Origin of the sequence: Pseudomonas saudiphocaensis (genome assembly GCF_000756775.1) — a bacterium.
Lineage (GTDB): Bacteria > Pseudomonadota > Gammaproteobacteria > Pseudomonadales > Pseudomonadaceae > Stutzerimonas > Stutzerimonas saudiphocaensis.
Window position 1 is genome coordinate 3,123,673 of record NZ_CCSF01000001.1, and the last position, 21,941, is coordinate 3,145,613.

General features: G+C 57.6%; 25 protein-coding genes, 4 tRNA genes and 1 rRNA gene. 23 read left to right on the top strand and 7 right to left on the bottom strand.

Translation table 11 applies throughout. The features are described from left to right. The first annotated feature begins 41 nt into the window (after nt 1–41). From BN1079_RS14435 to trpC, 3 genes are read left to right on the top strand one after another with little or no spacing between them, the layout of a single operon-like run. A complete protein-coding gene (locus BN1079_RS14435; RefSeq protein ID WP_037025664.1) occupies nt 42–635 on the top strand; it encodes an aminodeoxychorismate/anthranilate synthase component II in 594 nt (197 codons plus the stop codon). After that, nucleotides 635–1,681, top strand: a complete 1,047-nt coding sequence (trpD, locus tag BN1079_RS14440; RefSeq protein ID WP_037025666.1) for an anthranilate phosphoribosyltransferase — start codon at nt 635–637, stop codon at nt 1,679–1,681. Before BN1079_RS14435 ends, trpD begins: the two co-directional genes overlap by 1 nt. Next, on the top strand, nt 1,678–2,511 hold the full coding sequence (trpC, locus tag BN1079_RS14445; RefSeq protein WP_037025668.1) for an indole-3-glycerol phosphate synthase TrpC: 834 nt from the start codon (nt 1,678–1,680) through the stop codon (nt 2,509–2,511). Before trpD ends, trpC begins: the two co-directional genes overlap by 4 nt. A 46-nt stretch (nt 2,512–2,557) precedes the next feature. Here trpC and crp read toward each other — a convergent pair whose 3' ends face one another. Then, the gene (crp, locus tag BN1079_RS14450; protein WP_037025670.1) at nt 2,558–3,202 is read right to left on the bottom strand and encodes a cAMP-activated global transcriptional regulator CRP; all 645 of its coding nucleotides are present in this window, start codon (nt 3,200–3,202) and stop codon (nt 2,558–2,560) included. Nucleotides 3,203–3,417: 215 nt separating this feature from the next. On the opposite strand from crp, the gene BN1079_RS14455 reads away from it, so the two are divergent. Continuing rightward, nucleotides 3,418–3,840: an OsmC family protein gene (locus BN1079_RS14455; RefSeq protein ID WP_037025672.1), complete on the top strand. Its 423-nt coding sequence runs from the start codon at nt 3,418–3,420 to the stop codon at nt 3,838–3,840. Between the two features lie 80 nt (nt 3,841–3,920). Here the strand turns inward: BN1079_RS14455 and coq7 are convergent, their stop codons facing one another. Further along, nucleotides 3,921–4,568 (bottom strand): 2-polyprenyl-3-methyl-6-methoxy-1,4-benzoquinone monooxygenase, encoded by a 648-nt coding sequence (gene coq7 / locus BN1079_RS14460; RefSeq protein ID WP_037025674.1) that lies wholly within the window; start codon nt 4,566–4,568, stop codon nt 3,921–3,923. 49 nt (nt 4,569–4,617) lie between these two features. After that, on the bottom strand, nt 4,618–4,959 hold the full coding sequence (locus tag BN1079_RS14465; protein WP_037025675.1) for a histidine triad nucleotide-binding protein: 342 nt from the start codon (nt 4,957–4,959) through the stop codon (nt 4,618–4,620). Nucleotides 4,960–5,038: 79 nt separating this feature from the next. Between BN1079_RS14465 and BN1079_RS14470 the strand changes: the two genes are divergently transcribed. Next, nucleotides 5,039–6,514 (top strand): AAA family ATPase, encoded by a 1,476-nt coding sequence (locus BN1079_RS14470; RefSeq protein WP_037025677.1) that lies wholly within the window; start codon nt 5,039–5,041, stop codon nt 6,512–6,514. Nucleotides 6,515–6,518: 4 nt separating this feature from the next. Here BN1079_RS14470 and BN1079_RS14475 read toward each other — a convergent pair whose 3' ends face one another. Beyond that, nucleotides 6,519–7,451, bottom strand: coding sequence for a DUF805 domain-containing protein (locus tag BN1079_RS14475; protein WP_037025679.1), 933 nt, complete (start codon nt 7,449–7,451; stop codon nt 6,519–6,521). A 125-nt stretch (nt 7,452–7,576) separates the two neighbouring features. Then, nucleotides 7,577–8,005, bottom strand: coding sequence for a protoporphyrinogen oxidase HemJ (hemJ, locus tag BN1079_RS14480; protein ID WP_037025681.1), 429 nt, complete (start codon nt 8,003–8,005; stop codon nt 7,577–7,579). Between the two features lie 133 nt (nt 8,006–8,138). Here hemJ and argC point away from each other — a divergent pair, with 133 nt between their 5' ends. Both argC and erpA read left to right on the top strand, forming a co-directional pair. Further along, nucleotides 8,139–9,173 carry an N-acetyl-gamma-glutamyl-phosphate reductase gene (argC, locus tag BN1079_RS14485; RefSeq protein WP_037025684.1) on the top strand — a complete coding sequence of 345 codons (1,035 nt, stop codon included), beginning with the start codon at nt 8,139–8,141 and terminating at the stop codon, nt 9,171–9,173. A 142-nt stretch (nt 9,174–9,315) separates the two neighbouring features. Further along, nucleotides 9,316–9,666: an iron-sulfur cluster insertion protein ErpA gene (gene erpA / locus BN1079_RS14490; protein ID WP_037025686.1), complete on the top strand. Its 351-nt coding sequence runs from the start codon at nt 9,316–9,318 to the stop codon at nt 9,664–9,666. A gap of 51 nt (nt 9,667–9,717) precedes the next feature. Here erpA and BN1079_RS14495 read toward each other — a convergent pair whose 3' ends face one another. Further along, entirely contained in the window at nt 9,718–10,809 is a 1,092-nt protein-coding gene (locus BN1079_RS14495; protein ID WP_037025689.1) for an anhydro-N-acetylmuramic acid kinase, read from the bottom strand. A 2-nt stretch (nt 10,810–10,811) separates the two neighbouring features. Then, nucleotides 10,812–12,206: a peptidoglycan DD-metalloendopeptidase family protein gene (locus tag BN1079_RS14500; RefSeq protein WP_081950837.1), complete on the bottom strand. Its 1,395-nt coding sequence runs from the start codon at nt 12,204–12,206 to the stop codon at nt 10,812–10,814. Between the two features lie 176 nt (nt 12,207–12,382). Between BN1079_RS14500 and tyrS the strand changes: the two genes are divergently transcribed. The 16 genes from tyrS (at nt 12,383) to rplL (ending at nt 21,800) form a co-directional block, all read left to right on the top strand. After that, nucleotides 12,383–13,582 carry a tyrosine--tRNA ligase gene (tyrS, locus tag BN1079_RS14505; protein ID WP_037025695.1) on the top strand — a complete coding sequence of 400 codons (1,200 nt, stop codon included), beginning with the start codon at nt 12,383–12,385 and terminating at the stop codon, nt 13,580–13,582. Between the two features lie 411 nt (nt 13,583–13,993). After that, nucleotides 13,994–14,109, top strand: a 5S ribosomal RNA gene (gene rrf / locus BN1079_RS14510). Between the two features lie 125 nt (nt 14,110–14,234). Beyond that, entirely contained in the window at nt 14,235–15,197 is a 963-nt protein-coding gene (birA, locus tag BN1079_RS14515; RefSeq protein WP_037025698.1) for a bifunctional biotin--[acetyl-CoA-carboxylase] ligase/biotin operon repressor BirA, read from the top strand. Beyond that, nucleotides 15,187–15,930: a type III pantothenate kinase gene (locus BN1079_RS14520; protein ID WP_037025701.1), complete on the top strand. Its 744-nt coding sequence runs from the start codon at nt 15,187–15,189 to the stop codon at nt 15,928–15,930. Before birA ends, BN1079_RS14520 begins: the two co-directional genes overlap by 11 nt. 7 nt (nt 15,931–15,937) lie before the next feature. Beyond that, on the top strand, nt 15,938–16,606 hold the full coding sequence (locus BN1079_RS14525; RefSeq protein WP_037025705.1) for an SPOR domain-containing protein: 669 nt from the start codon (nt 15,938–15,940) through the stop codon (nt 16,604–16,606). Between the two features lie 140 nt (nt 16,607–16,746). Further along, nucleotides 16,747–16,831: transfer RNA gene (locus BN1079_RS14530), tRNA-Tyr, on the top strand. Nucleotides 16,832–16,856: 25 nt separating this feature from the next. Further along, nucleotides 16,857–16,930, top strand: a tRNA-Gly gene (locus BN1079_RS14535). A gap of 35 nt (nt 16,931–16,965) precedes the next feature. Next, nucleotides 16,966–17,041 (top strand) — tRNA-Thr (locus tag BN1079_RS14540). 84 nt (nt 17,042–17,125) lie between these two features. Next, nucleotides 17,126–18,325 carry an elongation factor Tu gene (gene tuf / locus BN1079_RS14545; protein ID WP_037025708.1) on the top strand — a complete coding sequence of 400 codons (1,200 nt, stop codon included), beginning with the start codon at nt 17,126–17,128 and terminating at the stop codon, nt 18,323–18,325. A gap of 51 nt (nt 18,326–18,376) precedes the next feature. Beyond that, nucleotides 18,377–18,452 (top strand) — tRNA-Trp (locus BN1079_RS14550). A gap of 44 nt (nt 18,453–18,496) precedes the next feature. Next, the gene (gene secE, locus BN1079_RS14555; RefSeq protein ID WP_037025711.1) at nt 18,497–18,865 is read left to right on the top strand and encodes a preprotein translocase subunit SecE; all 369 of its coding nucleotides are present in this window, start codon (nt 18,497–18,499) and stop codon (nt 18,863–18,865) included. A 9-nt stretch (nt 18,866–18,874) separates the two neighbouring features. Further along, nucleotides 18,875–19,408, top strand: coding sequence for a transcription termination/antitermination protein NusG (gene nusG / locus BN1079_RS14560; RefSeq protein ID WP_037025712.1), 534 nt, complete (start codon nt 18,875–18,877; stop codon nt 19,406–19,408). 112 nt (nt 19,409–19,520) lie between these two features. Further along, nucleotides 19,521–19,952: a 50S ribosomal protein L11 gene (gene rplK / locus BN1079_RS14565; RefSeq protein ID WP_037025714.1), complete on the top strand. Its 432-nt coding sequence runs from the start codon at nt 19,521–19,523 to the stop codon at nt 19,950–19,952. Next, a complete protein-coding gene (gene rplA, locus BN1079_RS14570) occupies nt 19,952–20,647 on the top strand; it encodes a 50S ribosomal protein L1 (protein WP_037025716.1) in 696 nt (231 codons plus the stop codon). The genes rplK and rplA overlap by 1 nt, the downstream gene beginning before the upstream one ends. A 208-nt stretch (nt 20,648–20,855) precedes the next feature. Further along, on the top strand, nt 20,856–21,356 hold the full coding sequence (gene rplJ / locus BN1079_RS14575; RefSeq protein ID WP_037025724.1) for a 50S ribosomal protein L10: 501 nt from the start codon (nt 20,856–20,858) through the stop codon (nt 21,354–21,356). A gap of 75 nt (nt 21,357–21,431) precedes the next feature. Beyond that, entirely contained in the window at nt 21,432–21,800 is a 369-nt protein-coding gene (rplL, locus tag BN1079_RS14580; RefSeq protein WP_037025727.1) for a 50S ribosomal protein L7/L12, read from the top strand. The last annotated feature ends 141 nt before the right edge of the window (nt 21,801–21,941 follow it).

Below are 21,941 nucleotides of genomic sequence, written 5' to 3' on the forward strand. Positions count from 1 at the left end.
GGCGGCGCGGTGGGCAGGTCAATTCATAAGGGGTGATGCACATGCTGCTGATGCTGGATAACTACGATTCCTTTACCTACAACGTCGTGCAGTACCTGGGTGAGCTTGGTGCCGAGGTGCGGGTAGTGCGCAACGACGAAATGACCGTGGCCGAGATTGAGGCGCTCAACCCCGAGCGCATCGTCGTCTCTCCCGGTCCCTGCACGCCGAATGAAGCGGGCATATCGCTTGAGCTGATTCGTCATTTCGCCGGCAAGCTACCGATTCTCGGCGTATGCCTCGGTCACCAGAGCATCGGTCAGGCCTTCGGTGGTGACGTGGTACGAGCTCGTCAGGTAATGCATGGCAAGACCAGTCCGGTTTTCCATGAAGACGGCGGCGTCTTCAGCGGGCTGAACAACCCGCTGACCGTTACCCGCTATCACTCGCTGGTGGTTAGCCTCGAAACCCTGCCCGATTGCCTGGAAGTCACAGCCTGGACGCGCCGTGAGGATGGCAGCGTCGACGAAATCATGGGACTGCGGCATCGCACGATGAATGTCGAGGGCGTGCAGTTCCACCCCGAGTCGATCCTGACCGAGCAGGGTCATGAACTCTTTGCCAATTTCTTGAAGCAGACCGGAGGCATGCGCTAATGGACATCAGGGAAGCCCTGAACAGGATTGTCGGCCAGCTGGATCTGACCACGGAAGAGATGAAGGCGGTCATGCGCCAGATCATGACCGGGCAGTGCACGGATGCACAGGTTGGCGCGTTCCTGATGGGGATGCGCATGAAGAGCGAAACCATCGACGAGATCGTCGGCGCGGTGCAAGTGATGCGTGAGCTGGCCGAGCCGGTGCAATTCGATACCCATCGCCTGGTGGATACCTGTGGCACTGGCGGCGACGGCATGAACATCTTCAACGTCTCCACGGCGGCGGCTTTCGTCGTCGCAGCTGCCGGCGGCAAGGTGGCGAAACATGGCAACCGCGCGGTGTCTGGCAAGAGCGGCAGTGCGGATCTGCTCGAAGCCGCAGGCGTCTATCTCGATCTCAGCCCCGAGCAGGTGGCGCGCAGCGTCGATGCGGTGGGCGTGGGCTTCATGTTCGCACCTGCCCATCATGGCGCCATGAAACATGCCGCGGGCCCACGCCGCGAGCTGGGGCTGCGTACCCTGTTCAATATTCTTGGGCCGATGTCCAACCCGGCGGGTGTCAAACACCAGGTGCTCGGTGTGTTCAGCAAGGAGCTGTGCCGGCCGATGGCTGAAGTGCTTGCGCGGCTGGGCAGCACCCATGTGCTGGTGGTGCATGCGCAGGATGGTCTGGATGAAATCAGCCTGGCGGCACCGACCTACGTTGCCGAGCTGCGCAATGGCGAGATCAGCGAATACCGCGTGCAACCTGAGGACTTCGGCATCAAGAGCCAGAGTCTGATCGGGCTGAACGTCGAAGACGCTCAAGGCTCGCTGACCCTGATTCGTGATGCGCTGGGCCGGCGGAAAACCGAGAATGGCCAGAAAGCCGCCGATCTGATCGTCCTCAACGCCGGTGCCGCGCTCTATGCGGCAGATGTGGCGTCGAGCCTGAAACAGGGCGTGGAAATGGCCCATGACGCATTGCACAGCGGACTGGCACGGGACAAGTTCGAAGAGCTGGTGTCCTTCACGGCGGTATTCAGGCAGGAGAATGCACAATGAGCGTGCCAACCGTTCTGGAAAAGATCATTACGCGAAAGTATGAAGAGGTGGCGCAGCGCCGTGCGCAGGTGGGGCTGGCCGAGCTGGAGAGACTGGCGGGGATTGCCGACCCGGTCCGTGGTTTTGCCCGGCGGCTACAGGAGCAGGTTGCCAGCAAGCAGCCGGCAGTGATTGCCGAGATCAAAAAGGCCTCGCCGAGCAAGGGCGTGCTTCGTGAGGATTTCGATCCGGCGGAAATCGCCAGAAGCTACGAGGCAGGCGGTGCGACCTGTTTGTCGGTGTTGACCGATATCGACTTCTTTCAGGGTGCCGATAAATACCTGCAGCAGGCGCGCAGTGCCTGCAACCTGCCGGTGATCCGCAAGGATTTCATGGTCGATCCCTACCAGGTAGTGGAGGCGCGCGCGCTGGGCGCCGACTGCATTCTGCTGATCGTCGCTGCGTTGAGCGACGAGCGAATGAAGGAGTTGGCCGACGTTGCCGCGGAGCAGGGGCTGGATGTACTGGTGGAGGTACACGACGGCGCTGAGCTGGAGCGGGCCTTGCGTATCGAAGCGCCGTTGATTGGCATCAACAATCGCGATCTGCACACTTTTGAGCTGGATCTGGAAACCACGCTGGATCTGCTGCCACGCATCCCCCGTGACCGCGTGGTGGTGACCGAGAGCGGCATTCTGCATCGTGCAGATGTCGAGCTGATGGAAATCAATCAGGTCTATGCGTTTCTGGTAGGCGAAGCCTTTATGCGTGCCGAACAGCCCGGTGCGGAGTTGCAGCGCCTGTTCTTCCCTGGGCGCAGCCGCCCCAGAGCAGCTATCGAATCGGATTGAGCAAGCGATGGGCCGGTCCGTGAGACCGGCCCGCGCTGATTGGTACTCAGCGAGTGCCGAACACCACCATGGTCTTGCCTTTGACGAAGACCAGTCCCTGGGCCTCCAGGCTCTTTAGTACACGTCCGACCATTTCCCTCGAGCAGCCGACAATACGACCGATCTCCTGACGGGTGATCTTGATCTGCATGCCGTCCGGGTGGGTCATCGCGTCCGGCTGCTTGCACAGGTCAAGCAGGGTGCGGGCAACGCGCCCGGTGACGTCAAGGAATGCCAGGTCGCCGACCTTGCGCGTAGTGTTGCGCAGCCGCTCGGCCATCTGGCTGCCCAAGGCGTAGAGAATGTCAGGGTCCTGCTGGGTCAGCTCACGGAACTTGGCATAGCTCAATTCGGCTACTTCGCATTCGGTCTTGGCGCGAACCCAGGCACTGCGCTCCTTCTCGGTGCCTTCCTTCTCGAAAAGCCCCATCTCACCGAAAAAGTCGCCAGAGTTCAGGTAGGCGATGATCATTTCGCGCCCGTCATCATCCTCGATCAGGATGGTGACCGAACCTTTGACGATAAAGAACAGAGTCTCGCTGCGGTCTCCTGCGTAAATGATGGTGCTCTTGGCCGTGTAGCGCCGTCGATGGCAGTGAGCGAGTAGTTTGTCGATGTTTTTGATCTTGGGCGTAAGTGTTATAGCAACCATGCTGTAGTCCCGAAAGAAATTACCAGTGGAGGCAGATTTTTATTATTTATGGTTGTGCTTCTATTTTGATCGCCGAGAGCTTAGCAGACCGGATCGGGTCGACAACAAGACTGCGACACGAATACGACTTTCTTATAGCGATTTGCCGATTTACCGCCTCTTTTAGATGGAAATGCTCGTGCTAAGCTTCGCTCTTTTTTCTACGGAGTCTGTCAATGAAAGCGCGCATTCAGTGGGCTGGCGAAGCGATGTTTCTTGGCGAGTCGGGCAGCGGGCATGTCGTGGTGATGGACGGTCCGCCGGAAAATGGCGGGCGCAATCTGGGCGTGCGCCCAATGGAAATGATTCTGCTTGGGCTGGGCGGCTGCAGTAACTTCGATGTCGTGAGCATTCTGAAGAAATCACGGCAACCGGTAGAAAGTTGTGAGGCCTTCCTGGAGGCGGAGCGCGCGAGTGAAGATCCGAAAGTGTTCACCCGGATTCACCTGCACTTTGTGGTCAAGGGGCGCGGGTTAAAGGAGGCTCAGGTCAAGCGTGCGGTAGAACTTTCAGCGGAAAAATACTGCTCAGCTTCGATCATGCTCGGCCGTGCCGGCGTCGAGATTACCCATGACTACGAGATCATCGAGCTGGCTTGAGGATTAATTGAAGTCAGAAGCTGGAAGAAAGTGAACAGCGGTTCAGAAGGTTGAGCCGCACGCTGGCTTCCAGCCTCCCGTTAAATCCTGTAAGTCGTCTTGGTCATGACCTTGGCCATCAGGCTCATGCCGAACTTGACGGGTGCAGGGAAGCGGAAGCCGCCTGCTTCCAGGGCGGCGGTGGAGTGTTCGGCCTCGTCTACCCGCATCTGCTGAAGAATGGCCCGGGACTTCTCGTCGCTCGCTGGAATCTGCGCGAGATGCTCGTCGAGGTGCTTGCAGACCTGGTCTTCGGTGGCGGCAACAAAACCCAGGCTAACACGGTCGCTGATCAGTCCTGCGGTAGCGCCAATGCCAAATGACATTCCATAGAAGAGTGGATTGAGCACGCTGGTGTGGCTGCCCAGCTGGCGGATACGCTGTTCGCACCAGGCGAGGTGGTCGATTTCCTCGTCGGCGGCCTGCTCCATTGCTTTGCGCACATTCGGCAGTCGGGCTGTCAACGCCTGACCTTGGTAGAGGCCCTGAGCACAAACTTCCCCGGTGTGGTTGATACGCATCAGTCCGGCAACGTGACGCGTTTCGCTGTCATCAAGCTCGGTCTCGTTCTTCAATAGCGCCGGGCTTGGCCGGTTTGGTTGGCCACTGAAGGGCAGAAGCGTTCGTAATGCCGCATCGGCCTGCATCAGCAGACGGTCGGCAGGTGAATATTCACGCTGGTTCGGCATGTGGCCTCCTTGTTTGTGGACGGACGTCGGTCGGGTGTGCTGCTGCCCTTCAGCCAGGCGGCCAATGCATCTGGCGCTGGCCGAGCACATGCATATGTATGTGATAGACCGTCTGGCCTCCCAGGTCGTTGCAGTTCATGACTACGCGGAAGCCTTCCTGGCAGCCCTGCTCTTCGGCGAGGCGCTGGGCCGTGAAGAGGATATGGCCGGCAAGCGCCTTGTCATCTTCCTCGCTGAGGTCGTGCAGCGTCGCGATATGTTTCTTCGGGATGACCAGGAAATGCACCGGCGCTTGGGGAGCGATGTCCCTGAAGGCGATGACCTGATCGTCTTCATAGAGCTTGTGGGTGGGAATGTCCCCGGCCACGATCTTGCAAAACAAACAATCCATGGCATGTCTCCGGAAGTATGATCGGCTCGCAGTTTAGCAGGCCCTCGAGCGCTGGGTCAGGTCGGGCAAGGAGGCGATGATGAAGAATGATATTCGTGATTTGGCGCTGGTATTGGAGTCGCGCTTGCGGCTGGTGGTCATCGAGTCCTGGGATGAGCGGCGCGTGCTGGAAACGCTCACAGGCCTGGCTGTCGCGCGTGGTTTGGGGCTGCAACTGTGGTCGGTGACGGAGGGTTTGCGTCGCCTGAGCTTTGGCGGTGAAGCGCTGGACGAGGGTGAGAGCTGTGCGCCGGAAGTCGCGCTCAAGCGTGTCAAACATGATCCTCAGCACAGCCTCTATGTCTTCTGCGACCTACACCCGTTCCTCGGGGAGCCGCAGGTGGTACGGCTGATCAAGGAAATCGCCACGGCTGAAGGAGCAGCGACACCCACGTTGGTGCTGGTGTCCCATGCGCTGAAACTGCCAGCCGAGGTGCAGCGCTACGCCGCACGTTTCAGCCTGACCCTGCCTTCAGAAGAAGAGTTGCTGAGTATCGTTCGTGACGAGGCGACCCGCTGGAGTGAGCGCAACCGTGGGGCTCGGGTGCGCACCGACAATCGCACCCTGCAGCAAGTGGTGAAGAATCTGCGTGGTTTGAGTCATGCCGAGGCCCGCAATCTGGCGCAGAGCCTGATCTGCGATGACGGGGCGATCACTCAGGAAGATCTGCCGGAGCTCAATCGCAAAAAATTTGAGCTGCTGGACATGCAGGGCGTGCTGGGTTTCGAGCACGAAACGGCGCGTTTTGCCGATGTGGGCGGGCTGTTCAACTTCAAGCGCTGGCTCGGCGAGCGCCAGGCAGCGTTCATGACGGGCCGTCAAAAGGACATGCCGCGTGGCGTGATGCTGGTGGGCGTGCAGGGTGGCGGCAAGAGCATGGCGGCCAAGGCGGTAGCCGGACTCTGGGGGCTGCCATTGCTGCGTCTGGATTTCGCCTGTCTCTACAACAAGTTCTTCGGTGAAACCGAACGCAATTTGCGCGAAGCGCTGAAGCTCGCTGAGCAGATGGCACCTTGCGTACTCTGGATGGACGAGTTGGAGAAAGGACTGGCAACCGGCGAGATGGATGGCGGCGTCAGTCAGCGTGTCCTCGGTACGCTGCTGACCTGGATGGCCGAGCGGCAGGCGCCGGTGTTTATGGTGGCCACGGCCAACGCGGTAGATCGCCTGCCGCCAGAGCTTCTACGCAAGGGGCGTTTCGACGAGCTGTTTTTTGTTGACCTGCCGGATGCCGTCATTCGGGCAGATATCTTCCGCATCCATCTGCTGCGGCGTGAGCTGGACCCGGAGAAATTCGATCTTGCCGAGCTGGCAGCGGCCTGTGAGGGCTTTTCCGGCGCAGAGATCGAGCAGGTGGTGGTAGCCGCTGTGTATGCCAGCCAGGCGCAGTCCCGGGAGCCGGACCAAGAGATACTGCTTGGTTGTATCCGCTCGACATCACCGCTTTCGGTGGTGATGGCTGAATCTCTCGACAAGCTCCGTACCTGGGCTTCGGGGCGGACGGTGCAGGCCTGATCCCCTAAAAGGGCGCGTGCCACAGAGCGCTTTGGTAAGCCGGTAAGGCGATGGCGGCGAAGATGCCGATAACCGGTACCAGCAGCCAGAGGACGGCTAGAATCTTCACCGCCCTGCTGTTGGGTGGCGGTGGCGGGCCGAATCGATTGAGGCCTTTGCTACCGGGCGCGAGCAGCATGACGAAGGGGAATATCGAGCCGATCACCGGGATCAGGGTCAGCAGTATGAGCCAGCCGGACCAGCCGATGTCATGCAGGCGCTGTACACCCAGCTGTACCGTAACTATGAGAAAACCGATAACGATCAGTCCCATCAGGGGAAAGCCGACCAGACTGGAAAAGGCAAAGATACCGCCGCCGACTACCAGCAAGCCCAGGGCCGACAGCGACAGGATCATCGACCAGGCCAGATAGCGCAGGCGACCGATTCGGCCATGCACGGAGAATGGCTTGAGTTCGCCGAATTCGGGTGTGGGTTCGGCCACCTGAGCGCGGGGTGGTGCGTAGGGTTGGTTGAGCTCGTGCAGGGCTTCCGGGGCCGTATTCTGGGCCTGTCGTGCAAGGTACTTCTCGATAACGATGCCGCAGCTTTCGCACTGGATCGCCTGTGCCTGGGCATGTCCGCATTTTGGACATTCCATGTGTGCTGTTGCCAGGGGCGTTACCTCGGCACTATCCATCAGTGCGAGGCTAAGGGCTGGGTTGGGCTCGGGTTCCTTGCGAACCTTCGCCCCGGCAGCCTGAAGGGCGCGCAGGTATTGGTCTGCCTGCGTTTCGCTCAGCTCACGCTTGATGTTGACCGAGTCCTGTTGGAACAGGCGGTCAATCGTGTCGGCATCGCTCTTGAAGAGGCGAGCGAGGTTGGCCTTGACGGTTTCGACTGCCATGCCAGGCATCAGCTCGCCATCGAAGACGATTCGGTACTGGGTGGCCTGCATGGCACGTCCTTGTAATGGGTTTCAGCAAAGCCTAAATCGCCGCCAATGCCGCAACAAGCGACATGCGTTTCGCCGGGGTTAGCGGTTTGCAGAATGAGTGCTACATCACGCTGTCGTCAGCGTCGTCAGAACGGCCTGACCACCACAAGGATGACGATGGCCAGCAGAAACAGCACAGGAACCTCATTGAACCAACGGTAGAACACGTGGCTGCGGGAATTCTCGTCCCGTGCAAAGCGCTTCAATTGCGCCCCGCACATGAGGTGATAGGCGATCAGCAATGCGACCAACGCAAGCTTGGCATGCAGCCAGCCGCCGGTGCTGAACAACGCCGGGTTGAGGGCGATCATCCAGGCACCAAAGATCAAGGTGGCGATCATCGAGGGGGTCATGATGCCCCGATACAGCTTGCGTTCCATGACCTTGAAGCGCTCGCGGCTGGGCTGATCTTCGCTCATGGCGTGGTAGACGAACAGTCTTGGCAAATAGAACAGCCCGGCGAACCAGCAGACGATGGCGATGATGTGTAGAGCCTTGAGCCATAGATAGAGCATTGAGGTTTTCCCTGGACCGATTTGCGCGTAGATAGTAGTGGCTCGGGCAGCCATGCGTCACCTCAATGGTTGGCCGCAAGCGTTGGCAGCTTTATCATCCACGGTCTTTATCGTTGCATTCGAGAGGCGGCTCATGATCAAGGTCGGAATTGTCGGCGGCACAGGCTACACCGGTGTCGAACTGCTGCGATTGCTTGCGCAGCATCCACAGGCCGACGTAACCGTGATCACCTCACGCTCCGAGGACGGCGTCAAGGTCACGGATATGTATCCGAACTTGCGTGGTCATTACGACGGCCTGGCCTTCAGCGTGCCGGATGCGGCAACTCTGGGCGCCTGTGACGTAGTGTTTTTTGCCACGCCTCATGGGGTCGCTCATGCTCTGGCGAAAGAATTGCTGGATGCAGGTACTCGGGTGATTGACCTGTCAGCGGACTTCCGCCTGCAGGATGCCGATGAGTGGGCGAAATGGTACGGCCAGCCCCATGGCGCGCCTGACCTGCTGCCCGAGGCGGTCTATGGTCTGCCAGAAGTCAACCGTGAGCAGATTCGCGGAGCGCGCTTGATTGCCGTTCCAGGCTGTTACCCGACGGCGACTCAGCTGGGTTTTCTGCCATTGCTGGAAAACGGACTTGCCGATGCCTCGAAGCTGATCGCTGACTGCAAGTCGGGCGTGAGCGGTGCTGGTCGTGCGGCAAAGCTTGGTTCGCTGTTCACCGAGGCCGGCGAGAGCATGATGGCTTATGCAGTCAAAGGGCACCGCCATCTGCCGGAGATCAGCCAGGGGCTGCGTCGTGCGGCTGGCGGCGATGTAGGGCTTACCTTCGTGCCGCACCTGACCCCGATGATTCGTGGCATTCATGCAACGCTTTATGCGACGGTTATTGATACGTCGGTCGATCTGCAGGCGCTGTACGAGCAGCGCTACGCCGAGGAGCCGTTCGTCGATGTGATGCCGGCTGGAAGCCACCCCGAGACCCGCAGTGTGAGAGGCGCCAACATGTGCCGCATTGCCGTGCATCGCCCCCAGGGTGGTGACCTGGTGGTGGTGCTTTCGGTTATCGACAACCTGGTGAAGGGCGCATCCGGCCAGGCTCTGCAGAACATGAACATCCTCTTCGGGCTGGATGAGCGCCTCGGTCTTGGGAATGTGGCGCTGTTGCCGTAGTACCGGGCTGTCTGCAGCCTAATGACGGCGCAGGCGACAACCCGCAGGAGTCGGTTTGCTGGCAATAGTTGACCGATTTCGTAGGGTAAGACGATAATGCGTCATCAACGCAGTACAGGGCGCTTTGCGCCGGGAGAACCGAATGAGTGTCGTATCCTTCACGCCCACCGCGATCCAGTTCAGTCAGGATGCTGCGAGCAAGGTGAAGACCCTGGTCGAGGAAGAAGGTAATCCGCGCCTGAAATTGCGCGTCTTTGTCACCGGTGGGGGCTGCTCCGGGTTCCAGTACGGTTTTACCTTCGATGAGGAGCTGGCTGAGGATGACACCATCATCGAGCGTGAGGGTGTGAGCCTGGTGGTGGACGCCATGAGCTATCAATACCTGGCCGGTGCTGAAGTCGACTACCAGGAAGGCTTGGAAGGCTCGCGCTTCGTGATCAAGAACCCCAATGCCACCACTACCTGTGGTTGCGGTTCTTCATTCTCAATCTGATCTTCTAGCTTGTAAAACGCCGCGCTATGCGCGGCGTTTTTGTTTGGGCGGTCAGGCGGGATAGATCGCACCCAATACGCGCAATCCTTGAGCACCGGTAACGCTCGGCCGATTGGCGGCAATGCCTTCCAGGCAGCAATGCGCCAGCCAGGCGAAGGCCATGGCTTCAATCCAGTCAGGCTCTACTCCGAAGCGGGTGGTGCTGTTTACCTGACAGCTTGGCAGGTGAGCTTGTAACCTGGTCATCAACGCGGCGTTATGCGCGCCGCCCCCGCAAACCAGCACATCCTTGGTTTCCGGTTGACTTGCTCGCAGGGCATCGCAGATGCTAATTGCAGTCAACTCAAGCAGCGTGGCCTGTACGTCCTCGGCGGGCAATGCCGGGAAATTCTCCAGGTGAGCTTCCAGCCATTCCAGATTGAATAGCTCCCGCCCAGTGCTCTTAGGGCCCTGGGCCGAAAAGAAGGGCGCGGAGAGAAACGCCTGCAGGAGTGTGCCGTTGACTTCTCCGCTGGCAGCCCATGCGCCGTTCTGGTCATAGGCGTGCCCGAGGTTGCGTTGAATCCAGGCATCCAACAGTACGTTTCCAGGCCCGCAATCGAAACCGCGCGCGGCTTGTCCCGGTCGTAACAGGCTGAGATTGCTGAATCCGCCGATATTCAATACCGCCCTGGCATGTTCGGCGTCGCCAAATAGCGCTTCATGAAAGGCAGGCACCAGGGGCGCGCCCTGACCGCCTGCGGCCACGTCGCGTCGACGGAAATCCGCAACCACACTAATGCCGGTCAGCTCTGCCAGCAGGGCGGGATTTCCAATCTGAATGGTGAAGCCGCGCTGAGGCTCGTGCCGCACGGTTTGACCGTGACTGCCAATGGCGCGGACGGCCTTGCTAGGGGCTTGCGCCTGCTGAAGCAGCCTAAGGACTCCGTCACCGGCCAGCTTGGCCCAGGCCTGTTCTGTGATTGCCGCGCGCGCAAGCTCATCAGGACCTGTCGAGCAGAGCTCGAGCAGGTCCTGTTTCAGTTGATGCGGCATGGGTTCGTAGTGAGTAGCGATCAGCCTGGTATGGCTATCGTGCTCGATCAGGGCAAAGTCCAGTCCGTCGAGGCTGGTGCCGGACATAATGCCGACATACATCGGCATCGTTATTCGGTCTGCATGGCGAGCATGGTTTCGCGCTCTTTATCCATCTTCGCCATCAGAGGCTGACTGATCTGAAGGAATCGCTGCTTTTCGTTCTGGGCAATCGGATCGGCCATGGGAAGCTTGAGACCGAGCGGGTCAACGTGAACGCCGTCGACCTGGAACTCGTAATGCAGATGCGGGCCGGTGGAGAGGCCGGTCGTCCCGATGTAGCCGATGATCTGCCCCTGCTTGACTTGGGAGCCATTCCTGACGCCCTTGGCAAAGCCCTGCATATGGGCATACAGGGTGCGATAGCGGTTGCCGTGCTGGATGATTACCGTGTTGCCGTAACCGCCCTTGCGTCCTGCCAGAATCACCTTGCCGTCACCGGCGCTTTTGATAGGGGTGCCGTGTGGCGCGGCATAGTCCACGCCCTTGTGAGCGCGGATCTTGTTCAGGATGGGGTGCTTGCGACCGTTGGAGAAGCGCGAACTGATCCGGGCGAAATCGACGGGGGTGCGGATGAAAGCCTTGCGCATGCTGGTCCCGTCGGCGGTGTAGTAGCTGGTGTTGCCCTGCTTGTTGGTGTAGCGAACGGCCGTGTAATTTTTGCCGCGGTTGGTAAAGCGGGCGGCAAGGATATTGCCGGTGCCTACGCGTTCACCATCGATGGTCTTTTCTTCATAGACGACTTCGAAAGAGTCGCCCTTGCGGATATCCATGGCGAAGTCGATGTCGTAGCCGAAAACGTTGGCCAGATCCATTGTCAGGTTGTGGCTAAGGCCAGCGCGCTTGGCCGCGAGAAAGAGGCTGCTTTCTATCTGGCCGTAGGCGTAGGCGGTTTTGACGTCTGGCTTGAGCTTGTCTTTCTTGAAGCTGTAGCCGCTATCGGTTTTTTCCAGCTGCAGACTTTCCAGTCTGTTTATTGGGCTGCTGAGGCGTGCAAGCCCGCCCTGCTCATCCAGTTCGAACTCCAGGCGTTGGCCAATGCGCAGGCGGCTCAGCTGCTTGGCTTCCTTGCTGCTGGCCAGTACTTCATGAACCGTGGATTGGGGCAGTCCGACCTTGGCAAAGACGGTCGAGAGGGTATCGCCGTTGGCGACTGTGATTTCCTTGAAGAGGGGATTTGCTTCTGGCTGAGGTTCGGACGGAACTTGGTTGGTGGCTTGCTGATCAGTGACTGAGGTGCTTGCGAATGGACTGTGAGCAGTATCGGTCTCTGGTGAGGGCTCTGCTGTCTCTAGCGGTGCCAGCTCGTGGGCAGCATCCAGTCTGAGGTCGAGAAATGTCTTCTTCGCCTCGACTTCACGTGAAGGAAATACCAGCAGTGCCAGGCTCAGAAGCGCAGCTACACCGCTTGCAGCCAATAGATGGCTCTTCGGGTAGTAAGGTGCTTTCGATTTGGAATGGGTCATTGGATGTCTGGCGATTTTTTGTACAGGAAAAATATCTGCCTAAAATATAAGCAAAGTGCTGTCTAGGCAACCCTTGTGATGCTGTCGATTTCCACAGTACACGCGCTCTAGCGTTGTAATTTTTGGTCGATCTTGTAAGGTTTACGCCCTTTTTAATACTCGGTACGGGGCCTCAAATGAAGTCGGTTCAAGAGCAGTTGTCGGTGATCAAGCGGGGCGCTGATGAGGTGCTTGTAGAGGCTGAGCTGATCACGAAACTGGAGCGAGGGCTCCCGCTTCGAATCAAGGCCGGCTTTGACCCGACAGCGCCCGATCTCCACCTGGGGCATACGGTACTTATAAATAAGCTTCGTCAGCTCCAGGATATGGGGCATCACATCCTATTCCTTATAGGTGATTTCACCGGGATGATTGGTGACCCGAGTGGCAAAAGCACGACTCGTCCACCTTTGACACGTGAGCAGGTTCTAGAAAACGCTGAGACCTACAAGACTCAGGTGTTCAAGATTCTCGATCCGGCGAAAACAGAAGTTGTCTTCAACTCCACCTGGATGGATCAGTTGAAGCCGTCGGATTTCATTCGCTTGGCATCGCAGTACACCGTAGCGCGCATGCTCGAACGTGAGGATTTCAGCAAGCGCTATACGTCCAATCAGCCAATCGCCATTCACGAGTTTCTGTATCCCCTTGTGCAGGGCTATGACTCGGTTGCATTGAAGGCTGACGTTGAGTTGGGCGGTACGGATCAGAAGTTCAATCTGCTGATGGGCAGAGAGTTGCAGCGCGCTTACGGCCAGGAGTCGCAGTGCATTGTGACCATGCCGCTTCTTGAGGGGCTGGACGGCGTCAAGAAGATGTCAAAGTCGCTGGGCAATTACGTGGGCATCCAGGAAGCGCCCGGTGTTATGTATAGCAAGCTGGTTTCGATTCCCGATGAGTTGATGTGGCGTTACTTCGAATTGCTCAGCTTCCGGAGCCTGGGTGAGATCGAGTCGTTCAAAGCGGACGTGCAGAATGGCGCCAACCCGCGTGATATCAAGATCAAGCTGGCTGAGGAAATCGTCGCGCGCTTTCACGGGGAAGAGGCTGCAGCAACTGCACATCGCTCAGTCGGTAATAGAATGAAAGAAGGCGAGCTGCCGGAAGACATCCCTGAGATCAAGCTGCTTTCACCCGACGATATGCCTATAGCCTCTGTGTTGAACCGCGCTGGCTTGGTCAAGAATGCTGCAGTGGCTCGTGATCTGCTTGGCTCTGGCGGCGTGCGGGTTGACGGAGAGGTGGTAGACCGCAGCTTTATGTTCAAGCTCGGCGCGACCCATGTATGTCAGGCGGGTAAGAAGGCTTTTGGCCGTATTTCGCTGCTCGCCGAATAAATCTTAAAATAGCGGTTGACGCGAGATTTGAGGTGCCTATAATGCGCACCTTCTCCGGCGCAGGCCTTCGGCAAAACCTCTTGTAAATCAAGAAGTTAGCTAAATTAAAGGCTTGCGCGGACGGCGGATTCACGTAGAATGCGCCGGACTGACAGGGCGGTGGTTTGGCTCTGTCGGTGCTTCGGTCAGGTTGATCGAAAGCGGTTGAAAGAGGTGGTTGACAGCGGGTTTGAACGCTGTAGAATTCGCCTCCCGCTGACGAGAGACGCTGAGTTGATCGAAGGCATAAGCGGTTGAGAAGAAAGAAAAACTTCTTCAAAAACAGCTTGACGCGACACAAGGCTGCTGTAGAATGCGCGGCCTCGGTTGAGCCGAAAGGCCTGATCGAAACGCTCTTTAACAACTGAATTGCTTGACGACCATAGAGCGTTGGAACCACCTGATCCCATCCCGAACTCAGAAGTGAAACGACGCATCGCCGATGGTAGTGTGGGGCTTCCCCATGTGAGAGTAGGTCATCGTCAAGCTCATACACCAAACCCCCGATCATCGAAAGAAGGTCGGGGGTTTGTCTTTGCGCGGAAAAAGAAAGGAAGCTCTGGGTTCTTTTTATATCTGTCGTTATGATGCCCGCCTTGTCGAAAGGGGGCTTATGAACAGGTTGCTCAAAATACTGCAGGATGGCCATTTCCATTCGGGGCAGAAACTCGGAGCAGCCCTCGGAATCAGTCGCAGTGCAGTATGGAAGCACCTGCAGCGGCTTGAGGCGTCCTTGGGTATTCAGCTCTACAAGGTGCCTGGGCGGGGATATCGCTTGGCTGAGTCCATCTCGCTGCTTGATGAGAACGGTAGCGCTGAGTCGCTCAAGCAGCTTGGCTGGGCTGTGAAAGTCCTAGATAGCACGGACTCGACGAATGCCGAGGCGCTACGAATGTTGCACGCGGGAGTGCAGGCGCCTTTCGTGGTGCTGGCTGAGGCGCAGACAAGCGGCAGAGGGCGACGAGGTCGTGCCTGGGTAAGCCCGCCTGCACAGAATCTTTATTACACGCTGGCGCTTACCATCTCAGGGGGCGCACAGCGCTTGTCTGGCTTGAGTCTGGTAGTCGGGCTTGCGGTAATGCGGGCCTTGCGTCAGATGGGTGTGGAGCAGGCCGGGGTCAAATGGCCCAATGATATCTATGTCGATGGGAAGAAGATTGCCGGAATCCTGATGGAGCTATCCGGGGACCCTGCTGATCTATGCCATGTGCTCATCGGTATCGGCGTTAATGTGAATATGACCTCCAGTGCCGTCGGAATAGAGCAGGCCTGGACGTCAATGCGTAACGAGACGCTGGCGTTAGTCGATCGAAACGAGCTCGTCAGGGTTGTGAGTCATTCGCTGCATCATTACCTGGAGCGGCATGCCGAAGAGGGGTTTTCCGGGCTCCGGGCCGAGTGGGAGGCCTGCAATATCTGGCGTGGGCGGTACTGCTGCCTGAGTAGCGGGTCACAGCATGCCAAGGGTCTGGTGCTGGGTGTCGATGATCAAGGGGCGCTGAGGCTAAGCGTGAATGGACAGGAAAAGCGCTTTAGTGGCGGAGAGCTCAGTTTGAGGCTAGAAGATGATTCTTGAGCTCGATTGCGGTAATAGCTTCATCAAGTGGCGTGTACTTGATCCGATTGGGCAGGGTAGCATCCTCGGATCGGGAATTGCGACAGAGGCAGATGGTCTGCTGGTTGAGTTGCTTTCTTTACCTGTCACTATTTCCAAATGCCGCCTGGTCAGTGTCAGAAGTGACAGTGAGACCGCCTTATTGGTCGGGGCAATAGCCAGGTCGCTGGGTGTCGAGGTGCTGTGTGCCGCTGCTTCCGAGAAGTTGGGAGGTGTGACGAACGGGTACAAGGATTTTCAGCGTCTTGGGCTCGATCGTTGGCTGGCGATCGTAGGGGCTTATCAGCTTTGCCGCGGTCCGTGCGTTGTGATTGATCTGGGCACGGCGGTGACGGTCGACCTGATCGACGAGGGCGGGCAGCACCTTGGCGGCTATATCGCTCCCGGGATGTCGCTTCTGACCGCGCAGTTGCGCACTCATACCAAGCGTATTCTGTACGACGAGCAGGAGGCGAAGGCGGCGTTGAGCGATGTCGCTCCAGGGCGTAGCACGAGTGAGGCGGTTGAGCGCGGTTGCCTGAAAATGCTGCATAGCTATATCGAAAGTCAGATCGACAGTGCGGCTCATTATCTTGGGGGGCAGCCAGAGGTTTTCGTGACTGGCGGTGATGTATCCCTTTTGGCTGAGCGGCGCCCGGTGAAGAAGGTGCCGGATCTGGTGTTCAAGGGGCTAGCAATAGCCTGTCCATTATGAGGTTCGGATGCGCTGGCTTTTTCTGCTCCTGGTATTGCTCAATCTTTTTTATTACATCCACAATCAGCAAGAGGCTCCTTGGCAACAGCAGGAGCTGCCGATTTTGGCTGGTGATGTGTCCGATCCGAGTATTCGCTTGCTGAGTGAGTCGGGCGAGCCGAAAAGACGTAATAAACTACCGGCGGCGTCAGAGGATGAGGGTTGTCTGTTTTTAGGTGGTTTTGATGAGGAGTCATCAGCAGCTGCCTTGCGACAGCGACTGCTGAGTCTTGATGTCGACTCCTCATTGCAGGCTATCGATTCGACCGCCGGAGTGGATTACTGGGTATATCTGCCGCCTCTGGTTTCGCGGCAGGCATCGCTGCGTCAGCTGCGGGAGTTGCAGTCGCGCAATATAGATAGCTACATCATCACGGTTGGGGATCTCTCCAACGGTATTTCCCTGGGAATATTCTCGCGCAAGGACTCGGCAGAAAGCGTAGTGAGCCGGCTGCAGAGTCTTGATTACAGGGCTTCAATTCGGGAGCTGCCGAGGGCTCACCGTAAATACTGGGTCCGGGTTGAAAGTCGCAGTCGGCACCATGTGGATGAGCAGCTACTGCAGGCTATGGTTCGAGACTTCCCTGGCTTGCAACATCAGCAAATGCCCTGCGCAAGCGTTGCAACTTCGGAATAGTTTGCATAGAATGGCGCCCGCTTCGCGGTATAGTCCTGGTGGCTATTCGCAAGCAGCTGTCAGCAAAGCTAACCTCAAGTTTTTAAATGAGAAATTGCTTGACAGTGAGGTTCTAGGCATAGAGAATGCCGCCTCGTTTTGGAGGGGTTCCCGAGTGGCCAAAGGGATCAGACTGTAAATCTGACGTCATCGACTTCGAAGGTTCGAATCCTTCTCCCTCCACCAGATTTAAGCATGGCCCTTGGCTAGCGCGGGTATAGTTTAGTGGTAGAACCTCAGCCTTCCAAGCTGATGATGCGGGTTCGATTCCCGCTACCCGCTCCAAGTTTCAGGTCTGTGCAACAAGCTTCAAGTGTTTCGCTCATGTAGCTCAGTTGGTAGAGCACACCCTTGGTAAGGGTGAGGTCAGCGGTTCAAATCCGCTCATGAGCTCCAAAACCCAAAGGCAGATATGTATATATCTGCCTTTGTTTTAATGGTGGCGTGACTAGCTCAATTCAACGATGGGAGACGGTCTCGATGGCTAAAGAAAAGTTCGAACGTAACAAACCGCACGTCAACGTCGGCACCATTGGTCACGTCGACCATGGCAAGACCACGCTGACTGCAGCCCTGACCCGTGTCTGCGCCGAAGTCTTCGGTAGCGGCGGTACTTCCAAGGGTTACGACCAGATCGACAACGCGCCGGAAGAGAAGGCTCGTGGTATCACCATCAACACCTCCCACGTTGAATATGATTCCCCGATCCGTCACTACGCCCACGTTGACTGCCCGGGTCACGCTGACTATGTGAAGAACATGATCACCGGTGCTGCCCAGATGGACGGCGCGATCCTGGTCTGCTCCGCTGCTGATGGCCCCATGCCGCAGACTCGCGAGCACATCCTGCTGTCCCGTCAGGTTGGTGTTCCCTACATCGTCGTGTTCCTGAACAAGGCCGACATGGTTGACGACGCCGAGCTGCTGGAACTGGTCGAGATGGAAGTTCGCGACCTGCTGTCGACCTACGACTTCCCGGGCGACGACACCCCGATCATCATCGGTTCCGCGCTGATGGCGCTCAATGGTGAAGACGATAACGGTCTGGGTACTACTGCCGTTAAGACCCTGGTCGAGACCCTGGACAGCTACATTCCAGAGCCTGAGCGCGCAATCGACAAGCCGTTCCTGATGCCGATCGAAGACGTGTTCTCGATCTCCGGTCGCGGTACCGTGGTAACCGGTCGTGTCGAGCGCGGCATCGTTCGCGTGCAGGAAGAAATCGAGATCGTGGGCATCCGCGATACCACCAAGACCACCTGCACCGGCGTTGAAATGTTCCGCAAGCTGCTGGACGAAGGTCGTGCCGGTGAGAACGTGGGCGTGCTGCTGCGCGGCACCAAGCGTGATGACGTCGAGCGTGGCCAGGTTCTGGCCAAGCCGGGCACCATCAAGCCGCACACCAAGTTCGAAGGCGAAGTCTACGTTCTGAGCAAGGAAGAAGGCGGCCGTCATACTCCGTTCTTCAAGGGCTACCGTCCGCAGTTCTACTTCCGTACCACTGACGTGACCGGTAACTGCGAACTGCCGGAAGGCGTTGAGATGGTCATGCCGGGCGACAACATCAAGATGACTGTCACCCTGATCGCTCCGATCGCCATGGAAGAAGGTCTGCGTTTCGCAATTCGCGAAGGCGGCCGTACCGTTGGTGCCGGCGTGGTTGCCAAGATCATCGAATAATCGTTGATCTGTTTTATTCAGGCCGGCATAATAGTCGGCCTGACTCTTCTTAGGCCAGTAGCTCAATTGGCAGAGCGACGGTCTCCAAAACCGTAGGTTGGGGGTTCGATTCCCTCCTGGCCTGCCAATTTCAATATCGAATTTGGCAGTTTTTTTACAGGGTTCTATCAGATGAATGTCAAAGCAGAAGCTAAAGACACGCGCTTCGATTTGATGAAGTGGCTTGTTGTTGCTGCTTTGGTGGCTGTGGCTGTCGTTGGTAATCAGTACTACGCCGCCGAGCCGATTCTGTATCGAGTGATTGCCCTGCTTGTTGTTGCGGTCGTAGCGGCTTTTGTTGCGCTGCAGACAACTAAAGGTCGCTCTTTCTTCGTTTTGCTGAAGGAAGCTCGCGTCGAGATTCGTAAAGTCGTTTGGCCGACCCGTCAGGAAACCACGCAGACTACGTTGATTGTGTTGGCGGTCGTGCTGGTGATGGCGCTGCTGTTGTGGGGATTGGATTCCCTGCTCGGTTGGCTGGTTTCCATGATTGTAGGTTAAGGGTGTCCCGTGGCTAAGCGTTGGTATGTGGTTCATGCTTACTCGGGTTACGAGAAGCATGTCATGCGCTCCCTGATCGAGCGCATCAAGCTTGCCGGTATGGAAGATCATTTCGGCGAAATCCTGGTCCCCACGGAAGAAGTCGTGGAGATGCGTAACGGGCAGAAGCGCAAGAGTGAGCGCAAGTTCTTCCCGGGCTACGTTCTGGTTCAGATGGATATGGCCGAGGGTGCCTGGCACCTGGTCAAGGATACCCCGCGGGTTATGGGATTCATTGGTGGTACTGCCGATAAGCCCGCGCCGATTACCGACAAGGAAGCTGAGGCCATTCTGCGCCGTGTTGCTGATGGCAGCGATAAGCCTAAGCCTAAGACCCTGTTTGAGCCGGGTGAAGTTGTTCGCGTAGCTGACGGTCCATTCGCCGACTTCAATGGTGTGGTCGAAGAGGTCAACTACGAGAAGAGTCGCGTTCAAGTGGCTGTTTTGATTTTTGGACGCTCTACGCCGGTAGAGCTGGAGTTCAGTCAGGTCGAAAAGGTCTGACTGAGGCATGCATCCCTTACCCCGCAGCTAACGGCTGCGGGGTTTTGTCGTCACTGGGATAAACAAGTAATAAGGGGAGCCGAAAGGCGTTTGGACCCATAACGGAGTAGCTATGGCTAAGAAGATTCAAGCTTATATCAAGCTTCAGGTAAAGGCCGGTCAGGCCAACCCATCGCCGCCCGTCGGCCCTGCCCTGGGTCAGCATGGCGTGAACATCATGGAGTTCTGCAAGGCGTTCAACGCCCGTACCCAAGGCCAGGAGCCTGGTCTGCCGACTCCCGTGATCATCACTGTATACAGTGACCGTAGTTTCACGTTCGAAACCAAGAGCACTCCGGCAGCTGTGCTGCTGAAGAAGGCCGCTGGCGTTGCCAGTGGTTCGGCTCGCCCCAACACTCAGAAGGTCGGCACCGTTACTCGTGCCCAGTTGGAAGAGATCGCCAAGACCAAGCAGGCTGATCTTACCGCTGCCGAAATGGAAGCTGCCGTACGCACCATCGCGGGCTCTGCTCGCAGCATGGGCCTGAACGTGGAGGGCGTATAATGGCTAAGTTGACCAAGCGTCAGAAGACGATTGCCCAGAAGGTCGAAGCGGGCAAGCAGTACAGCTTTGAAGAGGCAGCAAACCTGCTTTCCGAACTGTCGGCTGTCAAGTTCACCGAGTCCTTCGATATCGCCATCAACCTGGGCGTTGATCCGCGTAAATCCGACCAGGTCGTTCGTGGTGCAACCGTTCTGCCGAACGGCACTGGCAAGACTGTGCGCGTAGCAGTATTTACCCAGGGCCCGGCTGCTGAAGCAGCTCTGGCTGCCGGCGCTGATCGCGTTGGTATGGACGATCTGGCTGCCGAAATGAAAGGCGGCGACCTGAACTATGACGTGGTTATCGCTTCCCCCGATGCGATGCGCGTTGTTGGTCAGCTGGGCCAGATCCTCGGTCCGCGTGGTCTGATGCCGAACCCTAAGGTTGGCACCGTGACTCCGGACGTTGCGACTGCAGTGAAGAATGCCAAGGCTGGTCAGGTGCGTTTCCGTACTGACAAGAACGGCATCATCCACAGCTCCGTCGGCAAGGTTGGTTTTGAAGCCGGTCAGCTCAAGCAGAACGTTGAGGCGCTGCTTTCCGACCTCAAGCGTCTGAAGCCTTCCACTTCCAAAGGTATTTACGTCAAGCGTGTGACCCTGAGCACCACCATGGGTCCGGGACTGGTCATCGATCAGGCTTCGCTCGACGCGTAAGTCAAAAATCCGCTCCGCAAGTCGGAGCGGTACTTATTGGGGTCCCTGCCTGGCGGGGGCTATCCAAGACCGTAGGCGACGCAAGTCTTAAACCGTTGAAGTTCGCTTCTTCAAGCCTACGCAGAGGTGCTCCCGATTCGTACCGAATCAGACACCAAAACCCGTCCGGTTTCGACCGGATGAACCGGTAACATCCAGGAGTAAACCCGTGGCAATCAAACTCGAAGACAAGAAGGCCATCGTCGCTGAAGTCAACGAGGCTGCCAATGCTGCCCTGTCCGCTGTCGTGGCTGATGCCCGTGGCGTGACCGTAGGAGCCATGACCGGACTCCGTAAAGAGGCCCGCGAAGCGGGTGTGTACGTGCGTGTTGTACGTAACACCCTGCTCAAGCGCGCCGTTGAAGGCACTCAGTTTGACGTGCTCAACGACGTGTTCAAAGGCCCGACCCTCATCGCTTTCTCCACCGAGCATCCGGGCGCTGCCGCTCGTATCTTCAAGGAGTTCGCCAAGGGTCAGGACAAGTTCGAGATCAAGGCCGCTGCGTTCGAGGGTCAGTTCATTGCAGCCAACCAGATCGACGTACTGGCGACTCTGCCGACCTATGACGAAGCTATTTCGCAGCTGATGAGCGTGATTCAGGGCGCTACCAGCAAGCTGGCTCGTACTCTGGCGGCTGTTCGCGACCAGAAAGAAGCCGCTGCTGCCTAAGGCAAACGCGCTGCTTTCAAACTTCTTATGAATTAGATGGCCGCAGGCCGTCACTTAAATACAGGAACTAGAGTCATGGCTCTGACCAACGAAGACATCATCAACGCCGTTTCCGAAATGTCCGTGATGCAGGTTGTTGAACTGATCAAGGCAATGGAAGAGAAGTTCGGCGTTACTGCTGCTGCTGCCACCGTTGCCGCTGCTGGCCCGGCTGCTGCCGCTGCTGAAGAGCAGACTGAATTCACCATCGTCCTGGCCGAAGCTGGCGACAAGAAAGTGAACGTGATCAAGGCTGTTCGCGAACTGACCGGCCTGGGCCTGAAAGAAGCCAAGGCTGTTGTTGACAGCGCTCCTGGCGTAGTCAAGGAAGGCGTCTCCAAGGAAGAAGCCGAAGCTGCCAAGAAGGCACTGGAAGAAGCAGGCGCCAAGGTCGAGCTCAAGTAAGCGACGACCTTGCGTCTACAGCCGGAGCGACTCGCACAAGGCTGATGGCTGGTGGCTTTTGCCACCGGCCTTTTTCCGTTATAGCCAGTTGATGACAATCGATTGGCTATCGGAAAGACCCACTCGAAGAGTGGCGCGAAT